The following is a 21,139-nucleotide window of genomic DNA, read 5'->3' as shown; positions in this document are numbered from 1 at the left end:
TAAGCGTTCGCTCCGGCACCCTCCCGCCCGGTGGGACTGCTCCCCCACGTGGCCCAGTGCTAGCCGCGGCGCGCGGCGTTCGCCCTGATGGCGTCGCGGACGAACTCGCCGACGCCGGGGCGCTGCTCGTCCTCGCGGACCAGGAAGCCGAGCTGGACCGGCTCGGTGACGTACAGCTCACCGATCCGGACCTGCGTCTCGTACGAGCACTCCCCCATGACCCGCGCGAGCATGGCCCGGTGCGCCTCGGCGAGGTCCATCGCCTCGGCGCCGTCCGGGGCGCCACCCGCGTCCAGGACCGCGTTCAGGCGCGCGACCCAGTCCCGGCGGTCGGCCTCCCCCGCCGCCAGGTCCTCCTTGGACGGTGCCGCCGCGCCCTGCCATTCCGGTGTGTGGCCCCAGCGCCGTGCGGCTTCTTCCGCGTAGCCGTCCGGCTCGCGGAACCCGCCGAACACCGCGAACTTCTCCTCGGGCGTCAGTGCGTTTCCCATGGCTCTCGCCTCCATCACGCGATCGACGGCCGCGACCATCCGCCCGAGCTCGCCCATGCGCGCCACCAGCAGCTCGCGCTGCCGCTTCAGGTGCGCGTCGGCGTCGATGCCCGGGTCGTCGACGAGGGTCGCGATCGTCTCGAGGGGAAACCCGAGCTCCCGGTAGAACAGGATGCGCTGCAACCGGTCGAGATCGTCGTCGGAGTAGCTGCGGTACCCGGCGTGCGTCCGCCCGCTCGGGCCGAGCAGGCCGATCTCGTCGTAGTGGTGCAGTGTCCGGACGGTGATCCCGGCCAGTGCCGCGACCTTCCCCACGGGGTGGCCCATCGGTTTCCCCCTTCCTCTCCGGCCGTGTGGCCCTTGCGGTGACGACGGTGGTGCCTCACGCGGCGTGAGGGTCAAGCGTCACCCTTCCGTAGCCGTCGCGCCGCGGCCGACGCGGTTACCCTGACTCGATGAGCGCCGAGGTCGCGGTGGGGAGCGCGGGCGCCGTGATCGCCCTGGTCGCGGCGGTCATCGCGTACCTGCAGCTGCGCCGGACCCCGTCGAAGCGGAAGCCGCCGAAGCCCGTGACGCGACTCACGCTCGGTGACATCCCCCGCGAGCCGCTCTCGGCCGTCGACCGCCGCGTGCTGCTGACCCGGATCGACGAGACCTTCGCGGCGGGCCCGTTCTGCGTGCTGCTCGGCGGCCGCGGCGTCGGCAAGACCCACCTCGCCGCCGCGTACGTCCGCGGCCGGCGTTCGACGGTGGTCTGGGTGGCCGCCGAGGACCCCGCCAACACCGTCCGGGCCTACGCCGAACTGGCCCGCCGGGCCGGGCTGACGGACGCGGTCGCCGACGCGGAGGCGGCCGCCCGCACCGGGCTCGCCTGGCTGGAGACGCTCGACCGGCCGGTGGTGGTGTTCGACAACGCGACCGACCCGGACGCGCTCAACCAGTGGCTGCCCACCCGCGCCCGGGTGCTCGTCACGACCACGGTGCAGGACTTCGAAATCCTCGGCGGCACGGTACCGGTGACCGGGTTCGGCGACGCCGAAGCGGTCCGGTTCCTCGCCGCGCGATCGGGGTTGCCGGCCGACGACGCCGCGACCGGCGTCGCGCGCGAGCTGGGCTGCCTGCCGTTGGCGCTGGCCCAAGCGGGCGGGGTGATCCGGCGGCAGCGCCTGACGTTCGCCACCTACCTCGAGCGCCTGCCGCACGCGCCGCTCACGGCGTTGCTGGAACGGGTGCCCGGCGAGGGCTACCCGGCGTGCGTCGAGGACACGACGCTGGAGTCGCTGCGGACCGTGACGGCCCGGGACAGCCGCGCCCAGGCCCTCGCGGAGCTGTTGTCGGTGCTGGCGGCCCGGGGTGTCCGGCGCGAGCTGGCCCACCGCCTGGGCCCGGACCCGGTGGCGGTCGACGCGGCACTGGGCGCACTGACCGGCGCGTCCCTGGCCGGGTTCGATGTCACCGGCGAGGTGGTGACGATGCACCGGTTGACCCAACGCGCGCTGCTGGGCCGCTTGCACGCGGAGGAGCGGCTCGCGAAGGCGCTGGACCGAGCGTTCGACGTGGTGGAGGCGGACGAGTCCGTCGATCTGGTCGACCACGCGGCCTCGCTGTGGCAGCACTTCCGGTCACTCACGTCGGCTCAGCTGGCCCCGCGGCTCGGCCGGATCCTGCGGCTGCGCCGTCGGTCGGTCGTTCTCCTGGTCGAGGTGAACGCGTTCGCCCAAGCTCGTGCCCTCGGCCGTGAAGTGCTCGCGGACCACGACGCGTACCTGCCGGTCGACCACGAGGACACCGACGAATCCGTGCTTTCCCTGCGCCGGGCATGCATGGCCGGTGACCGGATGGCCGAGGCGGTCACGCTCTCGGAACGGATCCTCGAGCGCCGGTCGCGGCTGCTCGGCGCGCGCTCGCCGCGCACGATCAACGCCCGCAACACCCTCGGCTTCTGCTGCGAGGGCGCGGGCTTGCTCGACCGGGCACTCAAGGTGCACCAGGAGAACCTCGACCAAGCGCTCGCGGCGCTCGGCCCGGACCACCAGTCCACGCTGTACGCACGCATCAACGTGGCCAGCACGCTCCGCTCGGCCGGAAGGCTCGACGAAGCCGTTGCCGTGTTCGAAGAAGACCTGCGGGAGAACCTGCGAGTGCACGGGCCGGACCACTCGTCGACGATCAACTCCCGCGGTGAGCTCGCCCGCACCTACGTGCGAATCGGCCGCGTCGCGGAGGGCATCGCGCTGCACGAGACCAACGCACCCCTCGCGACCTCCCTGTGGTGGGCGCAGTACCGCGCCGCCGCGTACTCGGCCGCCGGGCGGCACGACGAGGCGATCGGCCTGCTGCGCCGGCTGCGAACCGAAGCCGAACGGGACCGGCCGGCCGACAGTCCCGAGACCATCCGGGTCCGGCTGTTCCTCGCCCGCGCCCTGCTGGACGGCGGCAAGACCACCGAAGCCCGGAACCTGTTCGAACGCACCGTCGAGGACCGCACCCGCGTCCTCGGCCCCGACCACACCGGCACCCTCAACGCCCGCCGCAACCTCGGCCTCGCCCGGTTCCGGGCCGGGGAGACCGAAGCCGCGCGGGAGATCCTCGCGGCCGTCACCACCGACTACCGGCGGGTGCTCGGGGCCGAGCACCCCTACACCCGCCAGGCCGAAAGCGATCTCGCCGAGCTACCCGCTCAGCGCCGTCGCGTCCGCAAGTAGTCGCCGACCACCGCGGCGCCCAGCCCGTCGAGGTCCGGGGCCACCACCCGGCCGCCCGAACGCCGGGCGATCACGTCCACGAACGCCGTCAGCCGGGGGTCGTCGCCCAGGCGGAAGACCGTCACCGACGCGCCCAGCTTCGCCAGCCTGTCCACTTCGGACAGTGTCTTGAGCAGGGTCCGCTGCTGGGGCGGGTAGTCGAAGATCGCTTCGCCGTCCGGTTCCAGGTGGGCCGTCGGCTCGCCGTCGGTCACCATCAGCACCACCGGCTGGGCGTCCGGGTGCCGCCGGAGGTGCTGACCCGCCAGCAGCAGCCCGTGGTGGGCGTTGGTGCCCTGCTCCCACGCGCCCTCGAGCCCGATCAGCTCCGGCAGCTCCACCGACGTCGCGTAGCGGCCGAACGTGATCAGCTGCAGCGCGTCGTTGCGGAAGCGCGTGCTGATCAGCTGGTGCAGGGCCAGCGCGGTGCGCTTCATCGGCAGCCAGCGGCCCTCCTGCACCATCGACCACGACGTGTCGACCAGCAGTGCCACCGCCGCCCGCGACCGGTGCTCGGTCTCGACCACTTCGACGTCCTCGACGTCGAGGCGGACCGCGCGCTCCCCCACCGACACCGACCGCAGGACGGCGTTGCGGATGGTCCGCGGCACGTCCCAGGGCTGCATGTCCCCGAACCGCCACGGCCGCGACGCGCCGGTGGGCTCGCCGGCCGCGCCCGCCGACTCGGTCTCGCGCTCGCCGGTCTTGCCGCGCAGCGCGTTCACGATGTCCGACAGCGCCGTCTCCCCGAGGCGCCGCAACGCCTTGGGCGACAACCGGAGCGTGCCGTCGGCGGCCCGTTCGAACAGGCCCTGGCGGCGCAGCTCACGCTCCAGTTCGGACAGTCGCCGCGCGTCGACGCCGGCGTCCGTGCCGAGCTGGCGCTCCAGCGCCTCCACGTCGATGTCCTCCAGGCGGGCACCCGGGTAGGACTGGCCGAGCTGCTCGGCCAGCGCGTCGAGCTCGGCGAGGTCCGCCATCGCCTGCGCGCCTTCACCCATGCCGAGCGGGTTCTTGCCGCGGAAGCGGGCCGAGCCGTCCCAGTCCTCGCCCGGCCGCGCGGCACGCAGCTGACTGTCCAACTGCGACAGCTGCTGCGCGAGACGCGGGTCGCCGAAGGCCTGCTGGGTCAGCTCGGCCAGCTCCGCGCGTTGCTCGGCCGACATCGAGTTGAGCATCCGCTGGGCCGCCGCGGACCGCTCGGCGAGCGCGTCGATCAGCTCTTCGACGTTGCGCGGGTTCTCCGGGAAGAACTCCCCGTGCTTGGCCATGAAGTCGTCGAAGCGCGCCTGGATGTCCTCGGCGCCCTGGGCGTGCGCCGCGAGGAGGTCGTTGAGGTCGGAGAGCATCTCGTTGATCCGCTCGACGTCCTCGGGCCCGGCGTTCTGCAGCGCCTGCTTCATGCCCTGGAACCGCGACTCCATCAGCTCCTGGCCGAGCAGGTCGCGGATCTGCTGGTAGTTCTCGCGGCCCTGCTCCGACCGCCAGTCGTAGTTCGCGAGCTCGTTGACGGCCGCGGCCGTGCCCGGCGGCAGCGCGTCGAGCTGCGCTTCCCGGAAGCGGGCTTCGTCGTCCGGGTCCGGGAACAGCTCCCGGCGCTCGGCGTCGAGGGCTTCCCGCAGGAGGCGCTGGACCTCCTGCAGGGTGCCGTCGAGGTTGTTGCGGCGCTGGATCTGCGACCGGCGCTGCCAGAGCCGCCGGGTCAGCTCGTCCAGGCCCGACGTCCGGTCGGTGCCGCGCCGGAGCAGCTCTTCCAGTGCGGACCGCGGCGACGCGCCGGCCATGACCTCGCGGCCGATCTCGTCGAGGGCGTCACGCAGGTCGGCCGGCGGCGCGAGCGGGTCCGGCCCGTCGTGCCACGGGCCGTAGGAGTAGCCGTCGGGAAGCGGGACCGCGGTCATCGGCCGTAGACGGTCGTCGTGTCGTCGGAGTCCTTGGCCAGCCTGCGGGCCAGGAACAGCGATTCGAGGGCGAGCTCGACGGCGGCCGCGATCCGCCCGGCGGGCTCGTCGGCGCCGACACCGGCCCGCTGGGCGACCTCGTGCAGCACCGGGAGCTCCGGCAGGGCTTCGAGGACGTCCTTGCCCGGGACGCGCTCGCCGGTGGCGACCAGGTGCCCTTCGGCGACGGCGTCGGCGAGCGGGCGCAGGTCGAGGCCGGCGAACCGCTCGCGGGCGGTCTCGGCGATCGCGCGGCGCAGCAGGTGCACGAGGTGCTCGATCTCGCGGCCCTCTTCGCCGGGCTCGAACTCGATCTTGCCGCGCAGCACCGACGGGACGGCGTCGAGGTCGACCGGCCGGGCCACGGCGGGCTCCTCGGCGGTCAGCGCCGAGCGTCGCAGCGCCGCGGCCGCCACGGTTTCCGCCGCCGCGACGGCGAACCGCGCCGACACGCCGGAGCGCTGGTCGATCACCGGCGACTCGCGGAGGTTCCGGACGAACCGGGCGAGCACTTCCAGCAGCGGCTCGCCGACCTCGGCGACCAGGTTGGCCTCCTGCCGCACGACGGCCACCTCCGACTCGACGTCGAGGGGGTAGTGCGTGCGGATTTCGGCGCCGAAGCGGTCCTTGAGCGGGGTGATGATGCGGCCGCGGTTGGTGTAGTCCTCGGGGTTCGCGGTGGCGACGAGCAGGACGTCCAGCGGCAGCCGCAGCGTGTAGCCGCGGACCTGGATGTCGCGCTCCTCCATCACGTTGAGCAGCGCGACCTGGATGCGCTCGGCGAGGTCGGGCAGCTCGTTGATGGCGACGATGCCGCGGTGGGCGCGCGGGACCAGGCCGAAGTGGATCGTCTCGGGGTCGCCGAGGCTGCGGCCCTCGGCGACCTTCACCGGGTCGACGTCGCCGATCAGGTCACCGACCGAGGTGTCCGGCGTGGCGAGCTTCTCGGTGTAGCGCTCGGAGCGGTGGCGCCAGGCGACCGGCAGCTCGTCGCCGAGTTCGGCGGCGCGGCGGAGGGACGCGGGCGTGATCGGCTGCAGCGGGTGTTCGCCGAGCTCGGAGCCTTCGATGACCGGCGTCCACTCGTCGAGGAGGCCGGCGAGGGTGCGGAGCAGGCGGGTCTTGCCCTGCCCGCGTTCGCCGAGCAGGACGACGTCGTGGCCGGCCAGCAGCGCGCGTTCGAGCTGCGGCAGCACGGTGCGGGAGAACCCGACGATGCCCGGCCAGGCGTCCTCGCCCGCCTTGAGCGCCTCGAGGAGGTTGTCGTGAATCTCTTGGGCGATCGGGCGCGGCTCGTACCCGGCCGCGCGCAGGGCCCCGGCGGTGCGGGGAAGAGCGTCTGGAACTGCGTTCACCCGTTCGACGCTACTGCGGGATCGGCGGTGCGTCGACGTGGAGCGACTCCAGCGTGGGCGCGCTGCCGAAGTCCGGGAGGGGCCGGTAAAATAGGGCGTCGTGTGCCGTCCCAGTGCGACTTTCGCCGTCTGGTCGTCCGCGTGGCTGAACGGAGCCGCGGCTTCCGACGATGTCCTCGACGCCCTGCTCGCGTGGGGTGAGGCCCATGACGTGGTCGCCGCCGACGCGGCCGCCGCGGAGGCGTTCCAGCTCCCGCTCGCGTTCAACCGGGCGGCCACCCCGGTGCAGCTGCTGATGGCCCTGCGTTCGCAGGGAGCGAAAAGCATGACGCTGGTCCTCCCGGTCCCGGGCGACGTCCGCGGCCTCGGCGGCGGCGGGCCGTTCGCGGAAGCGGCCCTGCGCGCGGGCGACGCGGTGGTGCTCCCCGAGCTGGGCGCCGGCCTGGTGCCGGAGCCGATCGCCGAGGGTCTGGTGCGCTGGACGGTGTACTCGGTGTCGCCGGCTTCGCCGCCGGAGTACGTCGGGCTGGCCGAGGCCGAGCACGGGCTGACGGACGCGATCCGCGCCAGCGCGGGCGCGCTGCAGGCGCTGGACGTGGCTTCGGACCGCCCCGGCGTGCGGGCGGAGCTTTCGGCGCACTTGCGTTCCCGGCCCGATGTCGACTGGCCGGCGGGCACGCCGGGCCGGGCGTTGCGGGTGCTGCAACGGGCGGAGGAGATCGCGGCGATCCTCGCGATCGCGTCGTCGGACGACCCGGGCGGCGCACTGTCGGCTTCGGCTTCGTCGTTGCGGGCTCAGGCGTTGCGGCCGCTGTCGGACGCGGTCCGGACGGCCCGGAGCGCGGCGGTCAACGAGGCGGTGCGGGTGTTCGCGGAGCAGACGGCCCGCGAAGGCTGAGACTCAAGCGCCCCAATGTGGCCTTCGGTGCGTCAGACGCACCGAAGGCCACATTGGGTGCGTCAGACGCAACCAAGACCACATTGGGGCGCTTGTCAGCGGGCCGGGCGCTTGTCAGCGGGCCGGGCGCTTGGCCGGTTCGCAGCAGCCCACGGCGCACGGCGCGCCGTTGATCGTGCAGCCCGCCGCCGGGAACGGTGAGAGCTTGCGTGGCTCGGCCCCGTGCGTGTGCTCGCGCACCAGCTCCACCACCAGCTCGGCGAACCGCGGGTCCGAGCCCGCCGTCGCCGCGCGGGCGAACTTCATCCCGTGCTCGGCCGCGCGCTCCGCGGCCTCGTTGTCCAGGTCCCAGATCACCTCGAGGTGGTCGGAGACGAACCCGATCGGCGAGACGACGACACCCGGCACGCCCGCGGCGTGCAGCGCGTCGATGTGGTCGACGATGTCCGGCTCCAGCCACGGGACCTGCGGCGGCCCGGACCGCGACTGCCACACCACGTCGTACTCTTCGATCCCCGCCTCGGCCGCCACCAGGCGCGCCGCCTCGGCGATCTGGCGGGAGTAGCGGTTTCCGCCTTCCGACGGCGGGCCCGACGCGCGGTCCGCGCTCGACGGCACCGAGTGCGCCGTGAACACCGTGCGGACGCCGGCCACGTCGCCCAAGGACGCGTGGGCCGCGCGCACGCCGTCCGCCACCGCCGAGACGAACAGCGGGTGGTCGAAGAACTGCCGGATCTTCACCAGCTCGGGCGCCCCCGCCCCGACCGCGGCGCGGGCGCGTTCGATGTCCTCGTCGTACTGGCGGCACGCCGAGTAGCCGCCGTACGCGCTCGTGGGGAACACCAGGACCCGCGAAGCGCCCGACTCGGTGAGCGCCGACAGCGTGTCCTCGACCATCGGGTGCCAGTTGCGGTTGCCGAAGTGCACCGGCAGGTCGACGCCGGCGGCCGAGAGCTGCTTCTCGACCGCGGCGATCGCGTCGCGGTTCAGCTTGTTGATCGGCGAGACGCCCCCGAAGTGCCGGTAGTGCTCGGCGACCTCCAGCAGCCGCTCCCGCGGCACCCCGCGGCCCCTGGTGACGTTCTCGAGGAACGGCATGACGTCGTCAGGCCCTTCCGGACCGCCGAACGAAAGCCACAGCAACGCGTCGTATCCCACCCCTGCCATCTTGCCGATGTGGCGGCCCGCACGCTGACGCGGGCCAGTTATGAATCGACCAGTACAAAACTCTGCTACAGTGACGCCATGGCCAGGCCACGCGAGTTCGACGAAACCGCCGCCGTCGAGAAGGCGATGCACGCCTTCTGGGCACACGGCTACGAAGCGACGTCGACGCAGGACCTGTGCGAGGCCACCGGGCTCGGCCGCAGCAGCGTCTACAACACCTTCACCAGCAAACGGGCACTTTTCCGCCGTTCACTCGCGCACTACACCGGCACCCAGCTCGGCAAGCGGCAGGCGATCCTCGACGGCCCGGGCACCGCGGCCGAGCGGATCGCCGCGGTCCTCGACAGCGCCATCGAAGACGACGTCGAAGAGCGCAGGCGTGGCTGCCTCGTGGTCAACACGCTGGCCGAACTGGGCCTGCCCGACGACGAAGTGGGCGACGCGCTGCGCGAGGACACCGACCGGAACCTGGTCATGTTCACCGAATGCGTCCGCGAAGGCGTGCTCGACGGCAGCCTCCAGGACGGCCTGGACCCCGCCGACGTCGCGGAGTTCCTGCTCAGCACCACCTCGGGCCTGCGCGTGATGGCCCGCCGGGGCACCGCCCGCGCCCGCATGCACGCGGTCGCGGACCTCGCACTGAAAGCCATCACACGCTGAGCGTCACACCATGCCGGATTGAGCATGCCTTGATTTTGTACTGACCGATCCACAACCGGGAGGAACCCTCATGCCCCTGGCCGTCTTCGTCCTCGGGCTCAGCGTGTTCGCGCTGGGCACGTCCGAGTTCATGATCACCGGCCTGCTCCCCGGCATGGCCGCCGACCTCGGCGTGAGCATCCCCGACGCCGGGCTGCTGATTTCCGCCTTCGCGATCGGCATGGTCGTCGGCGCGCCGCTGCTGGCGATCGGCACCCTGCGGCTCCCCCGCCGCCGGACGCTCCTGACGCTGCTCGTGGTCTTCCTCGCCGCGCACGTCGTCGGCGCGCTCGCGACCGGGTACGCGCTGCTGTTCGCGACCCGGGTGGTCGCCGCGCTGGCCTGCGCCGGGTTCTGGGCCGTCGCCCTGGCGACCACCATCGCGCTCGTCCCCGTCGAGCGGCGCGGGCGCGCGATGGCGGTGCTGGTCGGCGGGCTGACCGTCGCCAACATCGCCGGGGTGCCCGCCGGCACGTTCCTCGGCCAGCACGCGGGCTGGCGGACGGCGTTCTGGGCGGTGGCGGCGGTGACGCTCGTGGCGGCGGCCGGCGTGGCGCTGCTGGTGCCCGAGACGACCGGCGGACCGCTGGGCGTCCGCGGCGAACTGCGGCTGTACCGGCGCGGCCGCGTCTGGCTCGCGCTCGGCGTGATCGCCTTGTGCCAGGCGATGATCTTCGCCGCGTTCAGCTACCTGGCGCCGCTGCTGACCGAGACCGACGGCCTGCCCGGCGAGTGGGTGCCCGGTGTGCTGGCGCTGTTCGGCGTCGGCGCGCTGATCGGGATCAGCGCGGGCGGGCGGCTGGCCGACCGGCGGCCGTACGCGACCCTCTACGGCTGCCTCGGCCTCGCGCTGGCCGCCTTGCTCGTGCTCGCCCTCACCACCGACGCGCTCGTGGCCGTCGCGGCGGTGCTCGTCTTCGGCGTGGCCGCCTTCGGCGCCAACCCGGCGCTGAACCTCAACGCCTTCCAAGCCGCCGGCGACGCGCCGACGCTCGTCGGCGCCAGCACGACGGCGGCGTTCAACGTCGGCAACACGATCGGGCCGTGGCTGGGCGGCCTGACGATCGGCGCCGGGCTCGGCTTCCCGAGCGCGGCGTGGACCGGCATCGCCCTGGGCGCGGCGACGCTGGCCGCGCTCACGGTCGCCGCCACCGTGCGGCGGAACGACGACCGTGAGCTCGTGGCCGCGTGAGGCTCAGACGCCGAGGAAGTGGACCCCGCCGTCGACCATGATCATCGAGCCGGTCGTGGCCGGGAGCCAGTCCGAGAGCACCGCGCAGACGCTCTTCGCCACCGGGTCCGGGTCCGTGCTGTCCCAGCCGAGCGGCGCGCGCTCGCCCCAGCCGTCCTCCAGGTCGACGAAGCCCGGGATGGACTTGGCGGCCATCGTCTTCATCGGGCCCGCGCTGACCAGGTTGACCCGGATGCCCTGCGGGCCCAGCTCCTTGGCCAGGTACCGGTTGACCGACTCGAGCCCGGCCTTCGCCACGCCCATCCAGTTGTAGACCGGCCACGCGACGCGCGCGTCGAAGTCCATGCCGACGTACGACGCGCCGCGACCCATCAGCGGCAGGCACGCCTTCGCCAGCGACATGTACGAGTACGTCGAGATCTCGATCGCGGTCTTGACGTCCTCGGCGGGCGCGTCGAGGAACGGCGCGCCGAGGCAGGTCTGCGGGGCGAAGCCGATCGAGTGCAGCACGCCGTCGAGGCCGTCGACGTGCTCGCGGACCTTGTCGGCGAGGCCGTCGAGGTGTTCGGAGTTCGTGACATCCAGCTCGATCACGGGCGCCTCTTCGGGCAGCCGCTTCGCGATGCGCTCGACCAGCGACATCCGGCCGAAGCCGGTCAGCACCACCTTCGCGCCCTCCTGCTGCGCGATCTTGGCCGCGTGGAAGGCGAGCGAGGCGTCGGTGATGATGCCGGTGATCAGCAGGCGCTTGCCTTCGAGCAGTCCGGGCACGGGTCCTCCAAGTCGTGGTTCGGGAAACGGGGGAAAGGTCAGTGGCCGAGGCCGAGGCCGCCGTCGACGGGCAGCACCGCGCCGTTGACGTAGCCGGCGTCCTCGGAGGCCAGGTAGCGCACCGCGGCGGCGATCTCCGCCGGCTCGGCGTAGCGGCCCGAGGGCACCTGCGCGAGGATCTCCTTCTTGCGGTCCTCGGGCAGTTCGTCGGTCATGTCGGTGTGCACGAACCCGGGCGCGATGACGTTCGAGGTGATGTTGCGGGAGCCGAGCTCACGGGCGAGCGAACGCGCGAAGCCGACCAGACCGGCCTTCGACGCCGCGTAGTTGGCCTGGCCCGCCGAGCCGGACAGGCCGACCACCGACGAGATGAAGATGAACCGGCCCCACTTGCCGCGCAGCATGCCGCGGGAGGCCCGCTTCGCGACCCGGTAGGCGCCGGTGAGGTTCGCGTTGACGACGCGCTCGAACTGGTCTTCGCTCATCCGCATCAGCAGCGTGTCGTCGGTCAGCCCGGCGTTGGACACCAGCACCTCGACCGGGCCCTGGTGCTCCTCGACGAGCTTGAACGCGGCGTCGATCTGCTCGGCGTCGGTGACGTCCGCCTGGACCCCGAAGAGGCCTTCGGGTGCGCCCGAACCACGGTGGGTGACGGCGACCTGGTGCCCCTGCTCGGCGAGGTCCCGGGCGATCGCCAGACCGATGCCCCGGTTGCCCCCGGTGACCAGAACGGACCGTCCCACAGTGTTCTCCCTCTTCGTGAACGTGCGCTGCTGACGCGCACGAGGTTATCGGCAGCACCGCCGGGTCGCGCACCCGCGCCCGCGCGAACCGCGACCGTCCTAAGCGGGTGTTAGGAACTGCCCTCCGACCTTGCTGGTTACCCGCTGGTTGGTCACCGTGAGTCGCAACACAGGAGGTCGACGATGACAACCCGGATCAGCGGGCCCGCCGAGGGCGCCGTCAGTGAGAAGCGCGTGATCGGCAACGTGCTGCGCGGCTCCATCGGCAATCTGGTCGAGTGGTACGACTGGTACGCCTACGCCGCGTTCACCACGTACTTCGCCAAGTCTTTCTTCCCGACGACCGACACGACCGCGGCCTTCCTCGGCACCGCCGCCGTGTTCGCGGTCGGGTTCCTGATGCGCCCGCTCGGTGGCTGGATGCTCGGCCGGTTCGCCGACCGCTTCGGCCGGCGCAGCGCGCTGGTGCTTTCGGTCACGCTGATGGCGGGCGGGTCCCTGCTCATCGCCGTGACGCCGAGCTACCACACGATCGGGCTCGCGGCGCCGATCCTGCTGCTGGTCGCCCGGCTGATCCAGGGGCTGTCGGTCGGCGGCGAGTACTCCACCTCGGCCACCTACCTGTCCGAAGTGGCCACCCCCGGCAAGCGCGGCTTCTACTCGAGCTTCCAGTACGTCACGCTCTACGGCGGCCAGCTGCTGGCGCTGGGCCTCCAGCTGATCCTGCAGGGCCTGCTCACCGAGCAGCAGCTGACGTCGTGGGGCTGGCGGATCGCGTTCGGCGTCGGCACGGTCGCCGCACTCAGCGTCATGTGGCTGCGCCGCGGCATGGACGAGTCCGAGAGCTACACACGCGAAGCGGAAACGACGGCAGGCGAACGCGGCACGCTGCGCGCGCTGGCCAAGTACCCCAAGGAGATCGCCCTCGTCGTCGGCCTGACCCTCGGCGGCACGGTGGCCTTCTACACCTTCGCCACCTACAGCCAGAAGTTCCTCGAGAACACCGCCCACATCCCGCGGCGCACGGTCACCATCATCCTGTTCGCGGCGATCCTGCTCGCGGCGATCCTGCAGCCGCTCGCCGGGAAGCTGTCCGACCGGATCGGTCGCCGCCCGCTGCTGCTGTTCTTCGGCATCGCGGGCACCCTGCTCACCGTGCCGATCATGACCGTGATGGGCTCGACCCGGAACCCGGTCGGCGCGTTCTTCCTCGTCCTGGCCGGGCTCGTCGTCGTGGCGGGTTACACCTCGATCAACGCGATCGTCAAGGCCGAGCTGTTCCCGACGAAGATCCGCGCCATCGGCGTCGGCCTGCCCTACGCGCTGACCGTCGCGATCTTCGGCGGCACGGCGGAGCTGATCGCGCAGGCGCTGAAGAGTGCCGGGCACGAGTCGGTGTTCTTCTGGTACGTCGCCGGCTGCGTCCTGGTTTCCCTGATCGTCTACGGCACAATGCGGGAAACCTCGAAGACCTCCGAGCTCGAAGAGCGCTGACGAAGGGGATGGCCGTGCGGGTGCTCCTCGTCGAAGACGACGCCGGGGTCGCCGGCGCGCTCGCCGAGTCGCTGCACGCGCGCGGCCACCCCGTCACCAGCGTCGGCCGCGGGGCCGACGCCCTGAGCCGGCACCGCGACGCCGACCTCGTGCTCCTGGACCTCGGATTGCCGGATCTCGACGGGCTCGACGTCCTGCGCAAGATCCGCGCGGTGTCGCCGGTTCCGGTCATCGTGCTGACCGCCCGCGGCGACGAACGCTCGATCGTGCGCGGCCTGCGCCTCGGCGCCGACGACTACCTGACGAAACCGGTGCGGCTGGCCGAGCTGCTGGCCCGGATGGACGCCGTCCTGCGGCGCGCCGTCGCCCGGGAGGCGCCGGCCGGTGACGTCGTGCGCGTCGAGGACGTCGAGATCGACCTCGGCGCCCGCCGCGTCCTGGTGGCCGGGCACGACATCGGGCTCACCACCAAGGAGTTCGCGATCCTCGCCGTGCTCGCCGCGCGCCCCGGCACCGCGGTCAGCCGCCAGCAGCTCATGGACGAGGTCTGGGGCGACGCCTACCTCGCGGTCTCGCGCTCGCTCGACGTCCACCTGACCGGGCTGCGCGCGAAGCTCGACCGGCCGGGCCTGCTCACCACCATCCGCGGCTTCGGCTACCGGCTCGGCCGGGGCTGAACCGTGCGCACCCGGCTGCTGGTGGTCCTGGTCGCGCTGGCGCTCGCGGTGGTCGCCGCGTTCGCCCTGCCGCTGCTGGCCTCGACCGCCGAGCAGCGCACCCAGCAGCTGGTCATCGCCCGCACCGCCGACGTCGAGCGGTTCGTCGTGCTGGCCCAGCAGGCGGTCGACACGCGCGACTCCGCGGCCCTTTCCGCCGACGCCACCCGCTACGCCGAGCTGTACGGCGAAGGCGTCGTCATCGTCGACGCGCGACGCGACCCCTTGGTCCAGGCCGGTGGGCTGAGCGTGGCGGACCCGGCAGTGCACGCGCTGGTGGAGGCCACCATGCGCAACGAGCCCGCGCCGGGGGTGGACCAGCTCGACCCGTGGTCGGCCGAACCGGCCTATTTCGCGCGACCGGTCGGCACCGGCACGCGGGTGTCCGGCGTCGTGGTGCTGCGGGCGTCGGTGACCACGGCGGCCGCGGACGTCGCCACCCGCTGGGGCACCATCGGCGCCGGCGCCCTGCTGGTCGCGGTGGTGTTCGTGCTGCTCGCCGTCGTGCTGGCCCGGTGGATGGTGCGGCCGCTGCACGAGCTGGAAACCGGGGTGCTGGCCGTCGCCGCCGGGCACCGCGCGCACGTCCCCGAACGCGCCGGGCCGCGCGAACTGCGGGTGCTGGCCGGCGAAGTGAACCGGATGTCCGAAGCCGTGCTCGAAGCGGCCGACCAGCAGCACCGGCTGGTCGCCGACGCCTCCCACCAGCTGCGGAACCCCCTGGCGGCGCTGCGGCTGCGCGTCGACTCCCTGGCCGACCGGGTCGAGGGCGACAGCGCCACCTACCGCGCGACCGTGGCCGAGGTGGAGCGGCTGGAGAAGCTCCTCGACGGGATGCTGGCGCTCGCGCTGGCCGAGAGCACCGCGACGCGGGTCGCGGCCGGCGGCACGGACGAGTCCTGCGACCTGGCTTCGGTGCTCGCCGAGCGCGTCGACGCCTGGCGCCCGGCCGCCGACGACGCCGGGTCGGCCCTCGTCCCGCCACCGGGCCACGACGAGCCGGTGACCGTGCGCTGTCCGGAAGGCGAGCTCGCGCAGATCCTCGACGTCCTGCTGGACAACGCCGTCCACTACGCCGGCCGCGGCGCGAAGATCACCACCGACTGGGAAAGCGGCCCGGAGACGGCGACCCTCGTCGTCCGCGACGACGGGCCGGGACTGTCCATTGCGGACCGGGCGCGGGCGACCGAGCGGTTCTGGCGCGCGGGTGGCGAAGGCGCGACCCGGGGCACTGGGCTCGGGCTGGCCATCGCGCACCAGCAGGTACGCACCCGCGGCGGCGTCCTCGAACTGCGGCAGGCCCTGCCGCGCGGGCTCGAAGTACGCGTGACGCTACCGCTGGCGGAGGCGCCATGACTTTCACCCGGCGCACCGCACTGCTCGGCGGTGGAGGCACCACGAACCTCACCCGGCGCACCGCACTCCTCGGCGGCCTCGGCCTCGCGCTGGCCGGCTGCTCGACGTCCGGCTACACCGGGCCGGAGCGCACGGTGACCATCGCCGCCGGCGAGCGCGGCGGGTTTTACCTGGCCTTCGCCGAGCTGCTGGCGGCCGAGCTGACCCGGGCCGAGCCGTTGCTGCATGCCACCGCGGTGCCGACCGAGGCGAGTGTCGCCAACGTCGAGCTCGTTCGCCGCGGGCAGGCCGACCTCGGCCTGGTGCTCACCGACGTCGCCCAGACCGCGCTCGCCGGGAACCCGCCGTTCGCCGGCAAGGTGCCGCTGCTCGCCCTCGGCCGCGTCTACGAGAACTACCTGCAGCTCGTGGTCCGCGCGGACGGCCCGGTGCGCCGGCTCGCCGACCTCGCCGGCCGTCCGGTGTCGCTGGGCGCGGGCGGGTCCGGCGCGGCCCAGCTCGGCGAGCGGCTGTTCGCCAAGGCCGGAGTCTCGGTGGACGTCCGCCACCTGCTCTTCGACGACGCCGTCCGCGCGCTGGCCGGCCGCCGGATCGACGCCATGCTGTGGTCGGGCGGGGTGCCGACGCCGAAGCTCGCCGACCTCACCCGCACCACGCCGATCGCGCTGCTGCCGCTCGACGCGGTGGTGCCCGCGCTGCGCGCCGCGTACGGCCCGGTGTACGACCAGGTGCAGGTGCCGGACCAGGCCTACCGCGGGGTGGGGGCACTGGGCACGATCGGTGTGGCGAACCTGCTGGTCTGCTCCCCCGCGCTGCCCGACGACGTCGCCGCGGCGGTCGTCCGGCTGCTCGTCGGGCGGGCGACCGACCTCGTCCCGGCCGAGGCCGTCGGGACGCAGTTCCTCGACGTGCGGACGTTGATCGGCACCCAGCCGGTGCCGCTGCAGCCGGGCGCGGCAGCCGCGTACCGGGCGCTGCACGGCTGAGCGCTAGATTGGGGCCCGTGACGCAACCCCGCCGCCCGATCGTCGAGATGCCGTTGCGCGTGCGCTACCACGAGTGCGACGGCCAGGGCATCGTCTTCAACGCCCACTACATGGCCTATGTGGACATGTGCGCCTTCGAGGCGGAGAAGGCCCTGTTCGGCTCGCACGAGGAGTTCCTGGCCCACGGCGGCGACGTCGTGGTGGCGGAGGCCAACCTCAAGTTCCGCGCCCCGGCCCGCTTCGACGAGGACCTGGTCGTTTCCCAGTACCTGACCCACCTCGGCACGACGTCGCTGGTCTTCGACTTCGAGATCCACCGCGGCGGCACCCTCTTGCTGGCGGCGAACATCCGCTACGTCTTCATCGACCCGGCCACCGTGCGCCCAGCGGCCCCGCCCGAGGCGGTCCGCAAGGTGTACGCGGCCCTGCTCGAGGACCTCGGGGCCTGAGCCGTGTTCCGAGTTCTCTTCTACCACCCGGAAATCCCGCCGAACACGGGCAACGCGATCCGCCTCGCGGCCAACACGGGCTGCGAGCTGCACCTGGTCGAGCCGCTCGGGTTCACGTTGGAGGACAAGCAACTGCGCCGGGCGGGGCTCGACTACCACGACCTCGCCCGGGTTCACGTGCACGCGTCGCTCGAAGCGGCGTGGGAGGTGCTGCTGCCGGCGACGGTGTACGCGTTCAGCGCCTCGGCGAAGCGGCTGTACACGGATGTCCCTTATGGACCGGGAGACGTGCTGATGTTCGGGCCGGAGTCGGTCGGCCTGCCGGTGCCGGTGCAGGAGGCGCCGGAGGTGACCGACCGCGTGCGGCTGCCGATGCTGCCGACGAGCCGGTCGCTGAACCTCGCGAACACCGCGGCGATCACGGTTTACGAGGCGTGGCGGCAGAACGGCTTCGCGGGCGCTTGATCACCGTCCGGTAGGTTCGCCGGATGCGACAGCAGTTCCTGGGGGCGCTCATCGGCGCCGCGTTCGGCACCGTGTTCGTCCTGGTCAACTCCGGTGACCCGCTTCCGTCGGCGATCGGCTGGGTCCTGCGCGGCCTAGCCGTCCTCGCGCTGGCCGCCGTGGTGTTCCTCGGCCTCCGGGCCGGCGGGCGGCCGACGCTCGAAGGCCGGCCGATGTTCGGGCCGAGCTACCGGTTCATCGTTCTCGGCGAAGTGGTCCTGCTGGTCGCCGGGTTCTTCGTGCTGCGCCTGCTCGACGCGCCCGTGCAGGCGAACGTCGCGTGGATCGCGACGATCGTCGGGCTGCACTTCGTCGCCTTGGCGTCGGCGTGGAAGACGCGCTCGATCCTCGTGGTCGGCGTGGTCCTGACCGTGCTCGGTGTCGCCGGGCTCGTGCTGCTGGGCAGCGCCGCGGCGTGGGTGCCGTTCGTCAGCGGCGTGCTCTCCGGGGTGACCCTGCTCGGCGGAAGCCTCTACGGCGTCCGCCGAGCCTGGGTCACGGCAGTCTCTGCCCGAAGAACAAGCTCGCCGCCGCGCCCAGCATGAGGATCAGCATTCCCACGACCACCCACGGCTTGCTCGCGTCGGCGTCCTTGAGCTCGTAGCCGATCTGCTCGCCGAGGTCGCCGTAGACCTTCTTCAGCTCCTCGGCGCTCGCAGCCTTGTAGAAGTCGCCACCCGACAGGCGGGCGATCTCCCGCAGCGACTCGTCGTCGACGCTCACCGGCTGGGCCTTGCCGTCGATGTCGACCGAGCCGTGCGTCGTGCCGAACGAGATCGACGAGATCGGCACGCCCGCCTGCTTCGCCGCCTGCGCCGCCGTGTACCCGCCGCGCGCCGCGTACAGGTCCTCCGGGACGGTCTGCTTGCCGTCGGACATCAGCACGATCCGCGCCGGCGGTGGACCGTCCGCGCCGCCCACGACGCTCGAGAAGCTCTCCACCGACTGCAACGCCGCGAAGATGCCTTCACCGGTCGCCGTCGACTGGGCCAGCTTGAGGTTCTCGATCGCCTTGATCACGCCGTTGCGGTCGGTGGTCGGGTTGACCAGCACCGTCGCCGTGCCCGCGAACGAGATCAGGCCCAGGTTGATCCCCGGTGTCATGTTCTGCGCGAACTGCGTCGCCGCGTCCTGCGCCGCCTTCAGCCGCGTCGGCGCGACGTCGGTGGCCTCCATCGACAGCGACACGTCGATCACCAGCATCACCGTCGCGCGGTTGCGCGGCACCTTCTGCTCGGCGGTCGGCCCGGCCAGCGCCACCGTGAGGATCAGCAGCGACAGCACGATCAGCACCGCCGGCAGGTGCCGGACCCAGCCCTGGGTCTTCGGCGCGACCTTCTCCAGCAGCGCCAGGTTCGCGAACCGCATGGTCCGCTTCCGCCGCGCGCGCTGCGCCAGCACGTACCCGACCGCGACCGCCGCGACGGCGATCAGCAGCAGGAACCACCACGGCGCGGTGAACCCCGTCAAACTCACGCCACACCCCCCGACCAGCGACGCTTGCGGGCGACGACGAATCGCACCATGTCGGCGATCCAGTCGGCGTCGGTGCGCAACGTCAGGTGCGCCGCACCCGCGCGCCGCAGCCCGGCCGCCACCTGCTGCCGGTGGGCGTGCGCCGCGGCCCCGAACTCCTTGCGCAGCAACGCCGACGCGTGCACCTCGCGTTGTTTCCCGCTCTCCGGGTCGGCCAGCACGACGGTGCCCACCTCGGGCAGGTCGACGTCACGCGGGTCGAGGACCTCGATCGCGATCAGCTCGTGCCGCCCGCCGAGGGCCCGCAGCGGCCGCTCCCACGAGCTGTCGCCCAGGAAGTCGGAGATCACCACGGCCAGGCCACGGCGGCGCGGAGGCCGGCGCAGCTGCTCCAGGGCCTCGGCGAAGTCACCCCGCGTGCCCTCGGGCGCCCGCGGCGTCTCCGCCAGCTTGCGCACCAGCCCGCGGGCGTGCGCGAGGCCGCCCCGGGCCGGGACGCGGGCAGTCTCCGCCCCGGTCGAGATCAGCGCGCCGATCCGGTTGCCGCCGCCCCCGGTCAGGTGCGCGACCGCCGCGACCGCGCAGACCACGAGGTCGCGCTTCTCGCACAGCGCCGTGCCGAAGTCGAGGCTCGCCGACAGGTCGGCGACCACCCACGTCTCCAGCTCGCGGTCGGCCACGGTCTCGCGGATGTGCGGGGTCGTCGTGCGGGCCGTGACCGCCCAGTCCATCCGGCGCACGTCGTCGCCGGGCTGGTACGGCCGGGCCTCGCCGGGCTCGGACCCCGGCCCCGGCACCAGGCCGAGGTGGTTGCCCTGCAGCAGCCCGTCGAGCCGGCGACGGACGTCGAGCTCGAGGGTCCGGAGCCCGGCTTCCATCCGGTCGCCGCGCAACACCGGCGGCGCCCACGAAGGGCGGGTGCCCTTCTCGTTCTTCGCCATCGCCGGGTTACCTGACCGGCGCGCCCGCCGGGACCGGGCCGGCCCCGCCCTGCGGCCGGGCCGAGACCTGCGGCAACGGCACCGTCTGCAGCACGCGCGTGATGATGTGGTCGATCGGCACGCCGTCGGCCAGCGCGTCGTAGGACAGCACGAGCCGGTGGCGCAGCACGTCCGGCACGACGTCGACGACGTCCTGGGGCAGCACGTAGTCGCGGCCGCGGACCAGGGCCAGCGCCCGCGCGGCGGCGATGATGCCGAGGCTCGCGCGCGGTGAGGCGCCGTAGGACACCCAGCCGGCGACGTCGGCGAGGCCGTGCTCGTTCGGCGTGCGGGTGGTCAGCACGAGCCGCACGACGTAGTCGACCAGGGCGTGGTGCACGAACACCTGCGACGCGACGCCCTGCAGCCGGACCAGCTCGGTCGGGCTGAGCACCTCGTGCGGGGTGGGCGGGGCGACCCCCATCCGGTAGATGATCTCGCGCTCTTCCTCGGCCGTCGGGTACTCGACGACGATCTTGAACAGGAACCGGTCGCGCTGCGCCTCCGGCAGCGGGTACACGCCCTCGTTCTCGATCGGGTTCTGGGTGGCCAGCACGAGGAACGGGTCGGGCATCGGGAACGTCTGCCCGCCGATCGACACGTGCCGCTCGGCCATCACCTCGAGCATCGCCGACTGCACCTTGGCGGGCGCGCGGTTGATCTCGTCGGCGAGGACGAAGTTCGCCACGACCGGGCCGAGCTCGACGTCGAAGCGCTCGGCGCCCTGGCGGTAGATCCGGGTGCCGAGGATGTCGGCGGGCACCAGGTCGGGCGTGAACTGGACGCGGGAGAACGAGCCTCCGACGACGCGGGCGAACGTCTCGACGGCGAGGGTCTTCGCCACGCCGGGCACGCCTTCGAGCAGCAGGTGGCCCTTGGCCAGCAGGCCGACCAGCATCCGCTCGACCAGGCGGTCCTGGCCGACGATGATCCGCTTGACCTCGAACACGGTCCGCTCCAGCAACTGGGCGTCCCGCGCCGGTGTCGCCTGCTGGCCGTTCCCGCCCTCGGCGTAGCCGGGCTCGGTCACTCTGCCTCCTCGAAAGTTCGTGCGCCGCCCCCGCGACGGTGATCACGCGGTGCGACCGTACTGCGTCCCCGGATCGTTCGCCGCATCCGGCACGCGGTGCCCCGTGAGTAGCCAACACCTCCCCCGGTGTGACATCTGTGAAGCACGC

20 protein-coding genes are annotated in these 21,139 nt (G+C 72.8%); 11 read left to right on the top strand and 9 right to left on the bottom strand.

Features of this window, described 5'->3' with window-relative positions; genetic code table 11:
- Nucleotides 1-59: 59 nt before the first annotated feature.
- Complete coding sequence (locus tag M8542_RS05130) at nucleotides 60-818, bottom strand: MerR family transcriptional regulator (protein WP_257918817.1); 759 nt, start codon at nucleotides 816-818, stop codon at nucleotides 60-62.
- 128 nt (nucleotides 819-946) lie between these two features.
- On the opposite strand from M8542_RS05130, the gene fxsT reads away from it, so the two are divergent.
- Complete coding sequence (fxsT, locus tag M8542_RS05125) at nucleotides 947-3,196, top strand: FxSxx-COOH system tetratricopeptide repeat protein (protein ID WP_257918816.1); 2,250 nt, start codon at nucleotides 947-949, stop codon at nucleotides 3,194-3,196.
- Here fxsT and M8542_RS05120 read toward each other — a convergent pair.
- Together M8542_RS05120 and M8542_RS05115 are read right to left on the bottom strand one after the other, a co-directional pair.
- Complete coding sequence (locus M8542_RS05120; RefSeq protein WP_257918815.1) at nucleotides 3,172-5,136, bottom strand: VWA domain-containing protein; 1,965 nt, start codon at nucleotides 5,134-5,136, stop codon at nucleotides 3,172-3,174. The two genes, fxsT and M8542_RS05120, sit on opposite strands and share 25 nt — an antisense overlap.
- A complete protein-coding gene (locus M8542_RS05115; protein ID WP_257918814.1) occupies nucleotides 5,133-6,530 on the bottom strand; it encodes an ATP-binding protein in 1,398 nt (465 codons plus the stop codon). The genes M8542_RS05120 and M8542_RS05115 overlap by 4 nt, the downstream gene beginning before the upstream one ends.
- 100 nt (nucleotides 6,531-6,630) lie before the next feature.
- On the opposite strand from M8542_RS05115, the gene M8542_RS05110 reads away from it, so the two are divergent.
- Nucleotides 6,631-7,428, top strand: a complete 798-nt coding sequence (locus M8542_RS05110; RefSeq protein WP_257918813.1) for an Rv1486c family protein — start codon at nucleotides 6,631-6,633, stop codon at nucleotides 7,426-7,428.
- A gap of 114 nt (nucleotides 7,429-7,542) precedes the next feature.
- Here M8542_RS05110 and M8542_RS05105 read toward each other — a convergent pair whose 3' ends face one another.
- A complete protein-coding gene (locus tag M8542_RS05105) occupies nucleotides 7,543-8,586 on the bottom strand; it encodes a ferrochelatase (RefSeq protein WP_257919232.1) in 1,044 nt (347 codons plus the stop codon).
- A gap of 87 nt (nucleotides 8,587-8,673) precedes the next feature.
- Here M8542_RS05105 and M8542_RS05100 point away from each other — a divergent pair, with 87 nt between their 5' ends.
- Together M8542_RS05100 and M8542_RS05095 are read left to right on the top strand one after the other, a co-directional pair.
- Nucleotides 8,674-9,255 carry a TetR/AcrR family transcriptional regulator gene (locus M8542_RS05100; protein WP_257918812.1) on the top strand — a complete coding sequence of 194 codons (582 nt, stop codon included), beginning with the start codon at nucleotides 8,674-8,676 and terminating at the stop codon, nucleotides 9,253-9,255.
- A gap of 70 nt (nucleotides 9,256-9,325) precedes the next feature.
- Nucleotides 9,326-10,486 carry a Cmx/CmrA family chloramphenicol efflux MFS transporter gene (locus M8542_RS05095; protein ID WP_257918811.1) on the top strand — a complete coding sequence of 387 codons (1,161 nt, stop codon included), beginning with the start codon at nucleotides 9,326-9,328 and terminating at the stop codon, nucleotides 10,484-10,486.
- A gap of 3 nt (nucleotides 10,487-10,489) precedes the next feature.
- Here M8542_RS05095 and fabI read toward each other — a convergent pair whose 3' ends face one another.
- Nucleotides 10,490-11,257 carry an enoyl-ACP reductase FabI gene (fabI, locus tag M8542_RS05090; protein WP_257918810.1) on the bottom strand — a complete coding sequence of 256 codons (768 nt, stop codon included), beginning with the start codon at nucleotides 11,255-11,257 and terminating at the stop codon, nucleotides 10,490-10,492.
- 38 nt (nucleotides 11,258-11,295) lie between these two features.
- Entirely contained in the window at nucleotides 11,296-12,000 is a 705-nt protein-coding gene (gene fabG, locus M8542_RS05085; protein WP_257918809.1) for a beta-ketoacyl-ACP reductase, read from the bottom strand.
- Between the two features lie 183 nt (nucleotides 12,001-12,183).
- On the opposite strand from fabG, the gene M8542_RS05080 reads away from it, so the two are divergent.
- From M8542_RS05080 to M8542_RS05050, 7 genes are read left to right on the top strand one after another with little or no spacing between them, the layout of a single operon-like run.
- Entirely contained in the window at nucleotides 12,184-13,494 is a 1,311-nt protein-coding gene (locus tag M8542_RS05080) for an MFS transporter (protein WP_257918808.1), read from the top strand.
- An 8-nt stretch (nucleotides 13,495-13,502) separates the two neighbouring features.
- Nucleotides 13,503-14,171, top strand: a complete 669-nt coding sequence (locus M8542_RS05075) for a response regulator transcription factor (RefSeq protein ID WP_257918807.1) — start codon at nucleotides 13,503-13,505, stop codon at nucleotides 14,169-14,171.
- Between the two features lie 3 nt (nucleotides 14,172-14,174).
- Complete coding sequence (locus M8542_RS05070) at nucleotides 14,175-15,566, top strand: sensor histidine kinase (protein ID WP_257918806.1); 1,392 nt, start codon at nucleotides 14,175-14,177, stop codon at nucleotides 15,564-15,566.
- The gene (locus M8542_RS05065) at nucleotides 15,563-16,552 is read left to right on the top strand and encodes a TAXI family TRAP transporter solute-binding subunit (protein ID WP_257918805.1); all 990 of its coding nucleotides are present in this window, start codon (nucleotides 15,563-15,565) and stop codon (nucleotides 16,550-16,552) included. Before M8542_RS05070 ends, M8542_RS05065 begins: the two co-directional genes overlap by 4 nt.
- A gap of 17 nt (nucleotides 16,553-16,569) precedes the next feature.
- Nucleotides 16,570-17,001, top strand: coding sequence for an acyl-CoA thioesterase (locus M8542_RS05060; RefSeq protein WP_257918804.1), 432 nt, complete (start codon nucleotides 16,570-16,572; stop codon nucleotides 16,999-17,001).
- Nucleotides 17,002-17,004: 3 nt separating this feature from the next.
- Nucleotides 17,005-17,466 (top strand): tRNA (cytidine(34)-2'-O)-methyltransferase, encoded by a 462-nt coding sequence (locus M8542_RS05055; RefSeq protein ID WP_257918803.1) that lies wholly within the window; start codon nucleotides 17,005-17,007, stop codon nucleotides 17,464-17,466.
- Nucleotides 17,467-17,489: 23 nt separating this feature from the next.
- Complete coding sequence (locus M8542_RS05050; RefSeq protein ID WP_257918802.1) at nucleotides 17,490-18,050, top strand: hypothetical protein; 561 nt, start codon at nucleotides 17,490-17,492, stop codon at nucleotides 18,048-18,050.
- Here M8542_RS05050 and M8542_RS05045 read toward each other — a convergent pair.
- From M8542_RS05045 to M8542_RS05035, 3 genes are read right to left on the bottom strand one after another with little or no spacing between them, the layout of a single operon-like run.
- Complete coding sequence (locus M8542_RS05045; RefSeq protein WP_257918801.1) at nucleotides 18,001-18,981, bottom strand: VWA domain-containing protein; 981 nt, start codon at nucleotides 18,979-18,981, stop codon at nucleotides 18,001-18,003. The genes M8542_RS05050 and M8542_RS05045 overlap by 50 nt on opposite strands.
- Nucleotides 18,978-19,922: a DUF58 domain-containing protein gene (locus M8542_RS05040; protein WP_257918800.1), complete on the bottom strand. Its 945-nt coding sequence runs from the start codon at nucleotides 19,920-19,922 to the stop codon at nucleotides 18,978-18,980. The genes M8542_RS05045 and M8542_RS05040 overlap by 4 nt, the downstream gene beginning before the upstream one ends.
- Before the next feature lie 7 nt (nucleotides 19,923-19,929).
- Nucleotides 19,930-20,991: an AAA family ATPase gene (locus M8542_RS05035; protein ID WP_257918799.1), complete on the bottom strand. Its 1,062-nt coding sequence runs from the start codon at nucleotides 20,989-20,991 to the stop codon at nucleotides 19,930-19,932.
- Nucleotides 20,992-21,139 lie beyond the last annotated feature (148 nt).

Origin of the sequence: Amycolatopsis iheyensis (assembly GCF_024703995.1) — a bacterium.
Classification (GTDB): domain Bacteria; phylum Actinomycetota; class Actinomycetes; order Mycobacteriales; family Pseudonocardiaceae; genus Amycolatopsis; species Amycolatopsis iheyensis.
Note: the sequence above shows the minus strand (reverse complement) of the source record. Positions and strands in the feature narration are given on the sequence as shown.

Excerpts from the sequence above, each read along its gene's own strand:
- M8542_RS05100 (WP_257918812.1), top strand. The coding sequence starts at position 8,674 with ATGGCCAGGCCACGCGAGTTCGACGAAACCGCCGCCGTCGAGAAGGCG.
- M8542_RS05075 (WP_257918807.1), top strand. The coding sequence starts at position 13,503 with ATGGCCGTGCGGGTGCTCCTCGTCGAAGACGACGCCGGGGTCGCCGGC.
- M8542_RS05095 (WP_257918811.1), top strand. The coding sequence starts at position 9,326 with ATGCCCCTGGCCGTCTTCGTCCTCGGGCTCAGCGTGTTCGCGCTGGGC.
- M8542_RS05120 (WP_257918815.1), bottom strand. The coding sequence starts at position 5,136 with ATGACCGCGGTCCCGCTTCCCGACGGCTACTCCTACGGCCCGTGGCAC.
- fxsT (WP_257918816.1), top strand. The coding sequence starts at position 947 with ATGAGCGCCGAGGTCGCGGTGGGGAGCGCGGGCGCCGTGATCGCCCTG.
- M8542_RS05130 (WP_257918817.1), bottom strand. The coding sequence starts at position 818 with ATGGGCCACCCCGTGGGGAAGGTCGCGGCACTGGCCGGGATCACCGTC.
- M8542_RS05050 (WP_257918802.1), top strand. The coding sequence starts at position 17,490 with ATGCGACAGCAGTTCCTGGGGGCGCTCATCGGCGCCGCGTTCGGCACC.
- M8542_RS05065 (WP_257918805.1), top strand. The coding sequence starts at position 15,563 with ATGACTTTCACCCGGCGCACCGCACTGCTCGGCGGTGGAGGCACCACG.
- M8542_RS05040 (WP_257918800.1), bottom strand. The coding sequence starts at position 19,922 with ATGGCGAAGAACGAGAAGGGCACCCGCCCTTCGTGGGCGCCGCCGGTG.
- M8542_RS05080 (WP_257918808.1), top strand. The coding sequence starts at position 12,184 with ATGACAACCCGGATCAGCGGGCCCGCCGAGGGCGCCGTCAGTGAGAAG.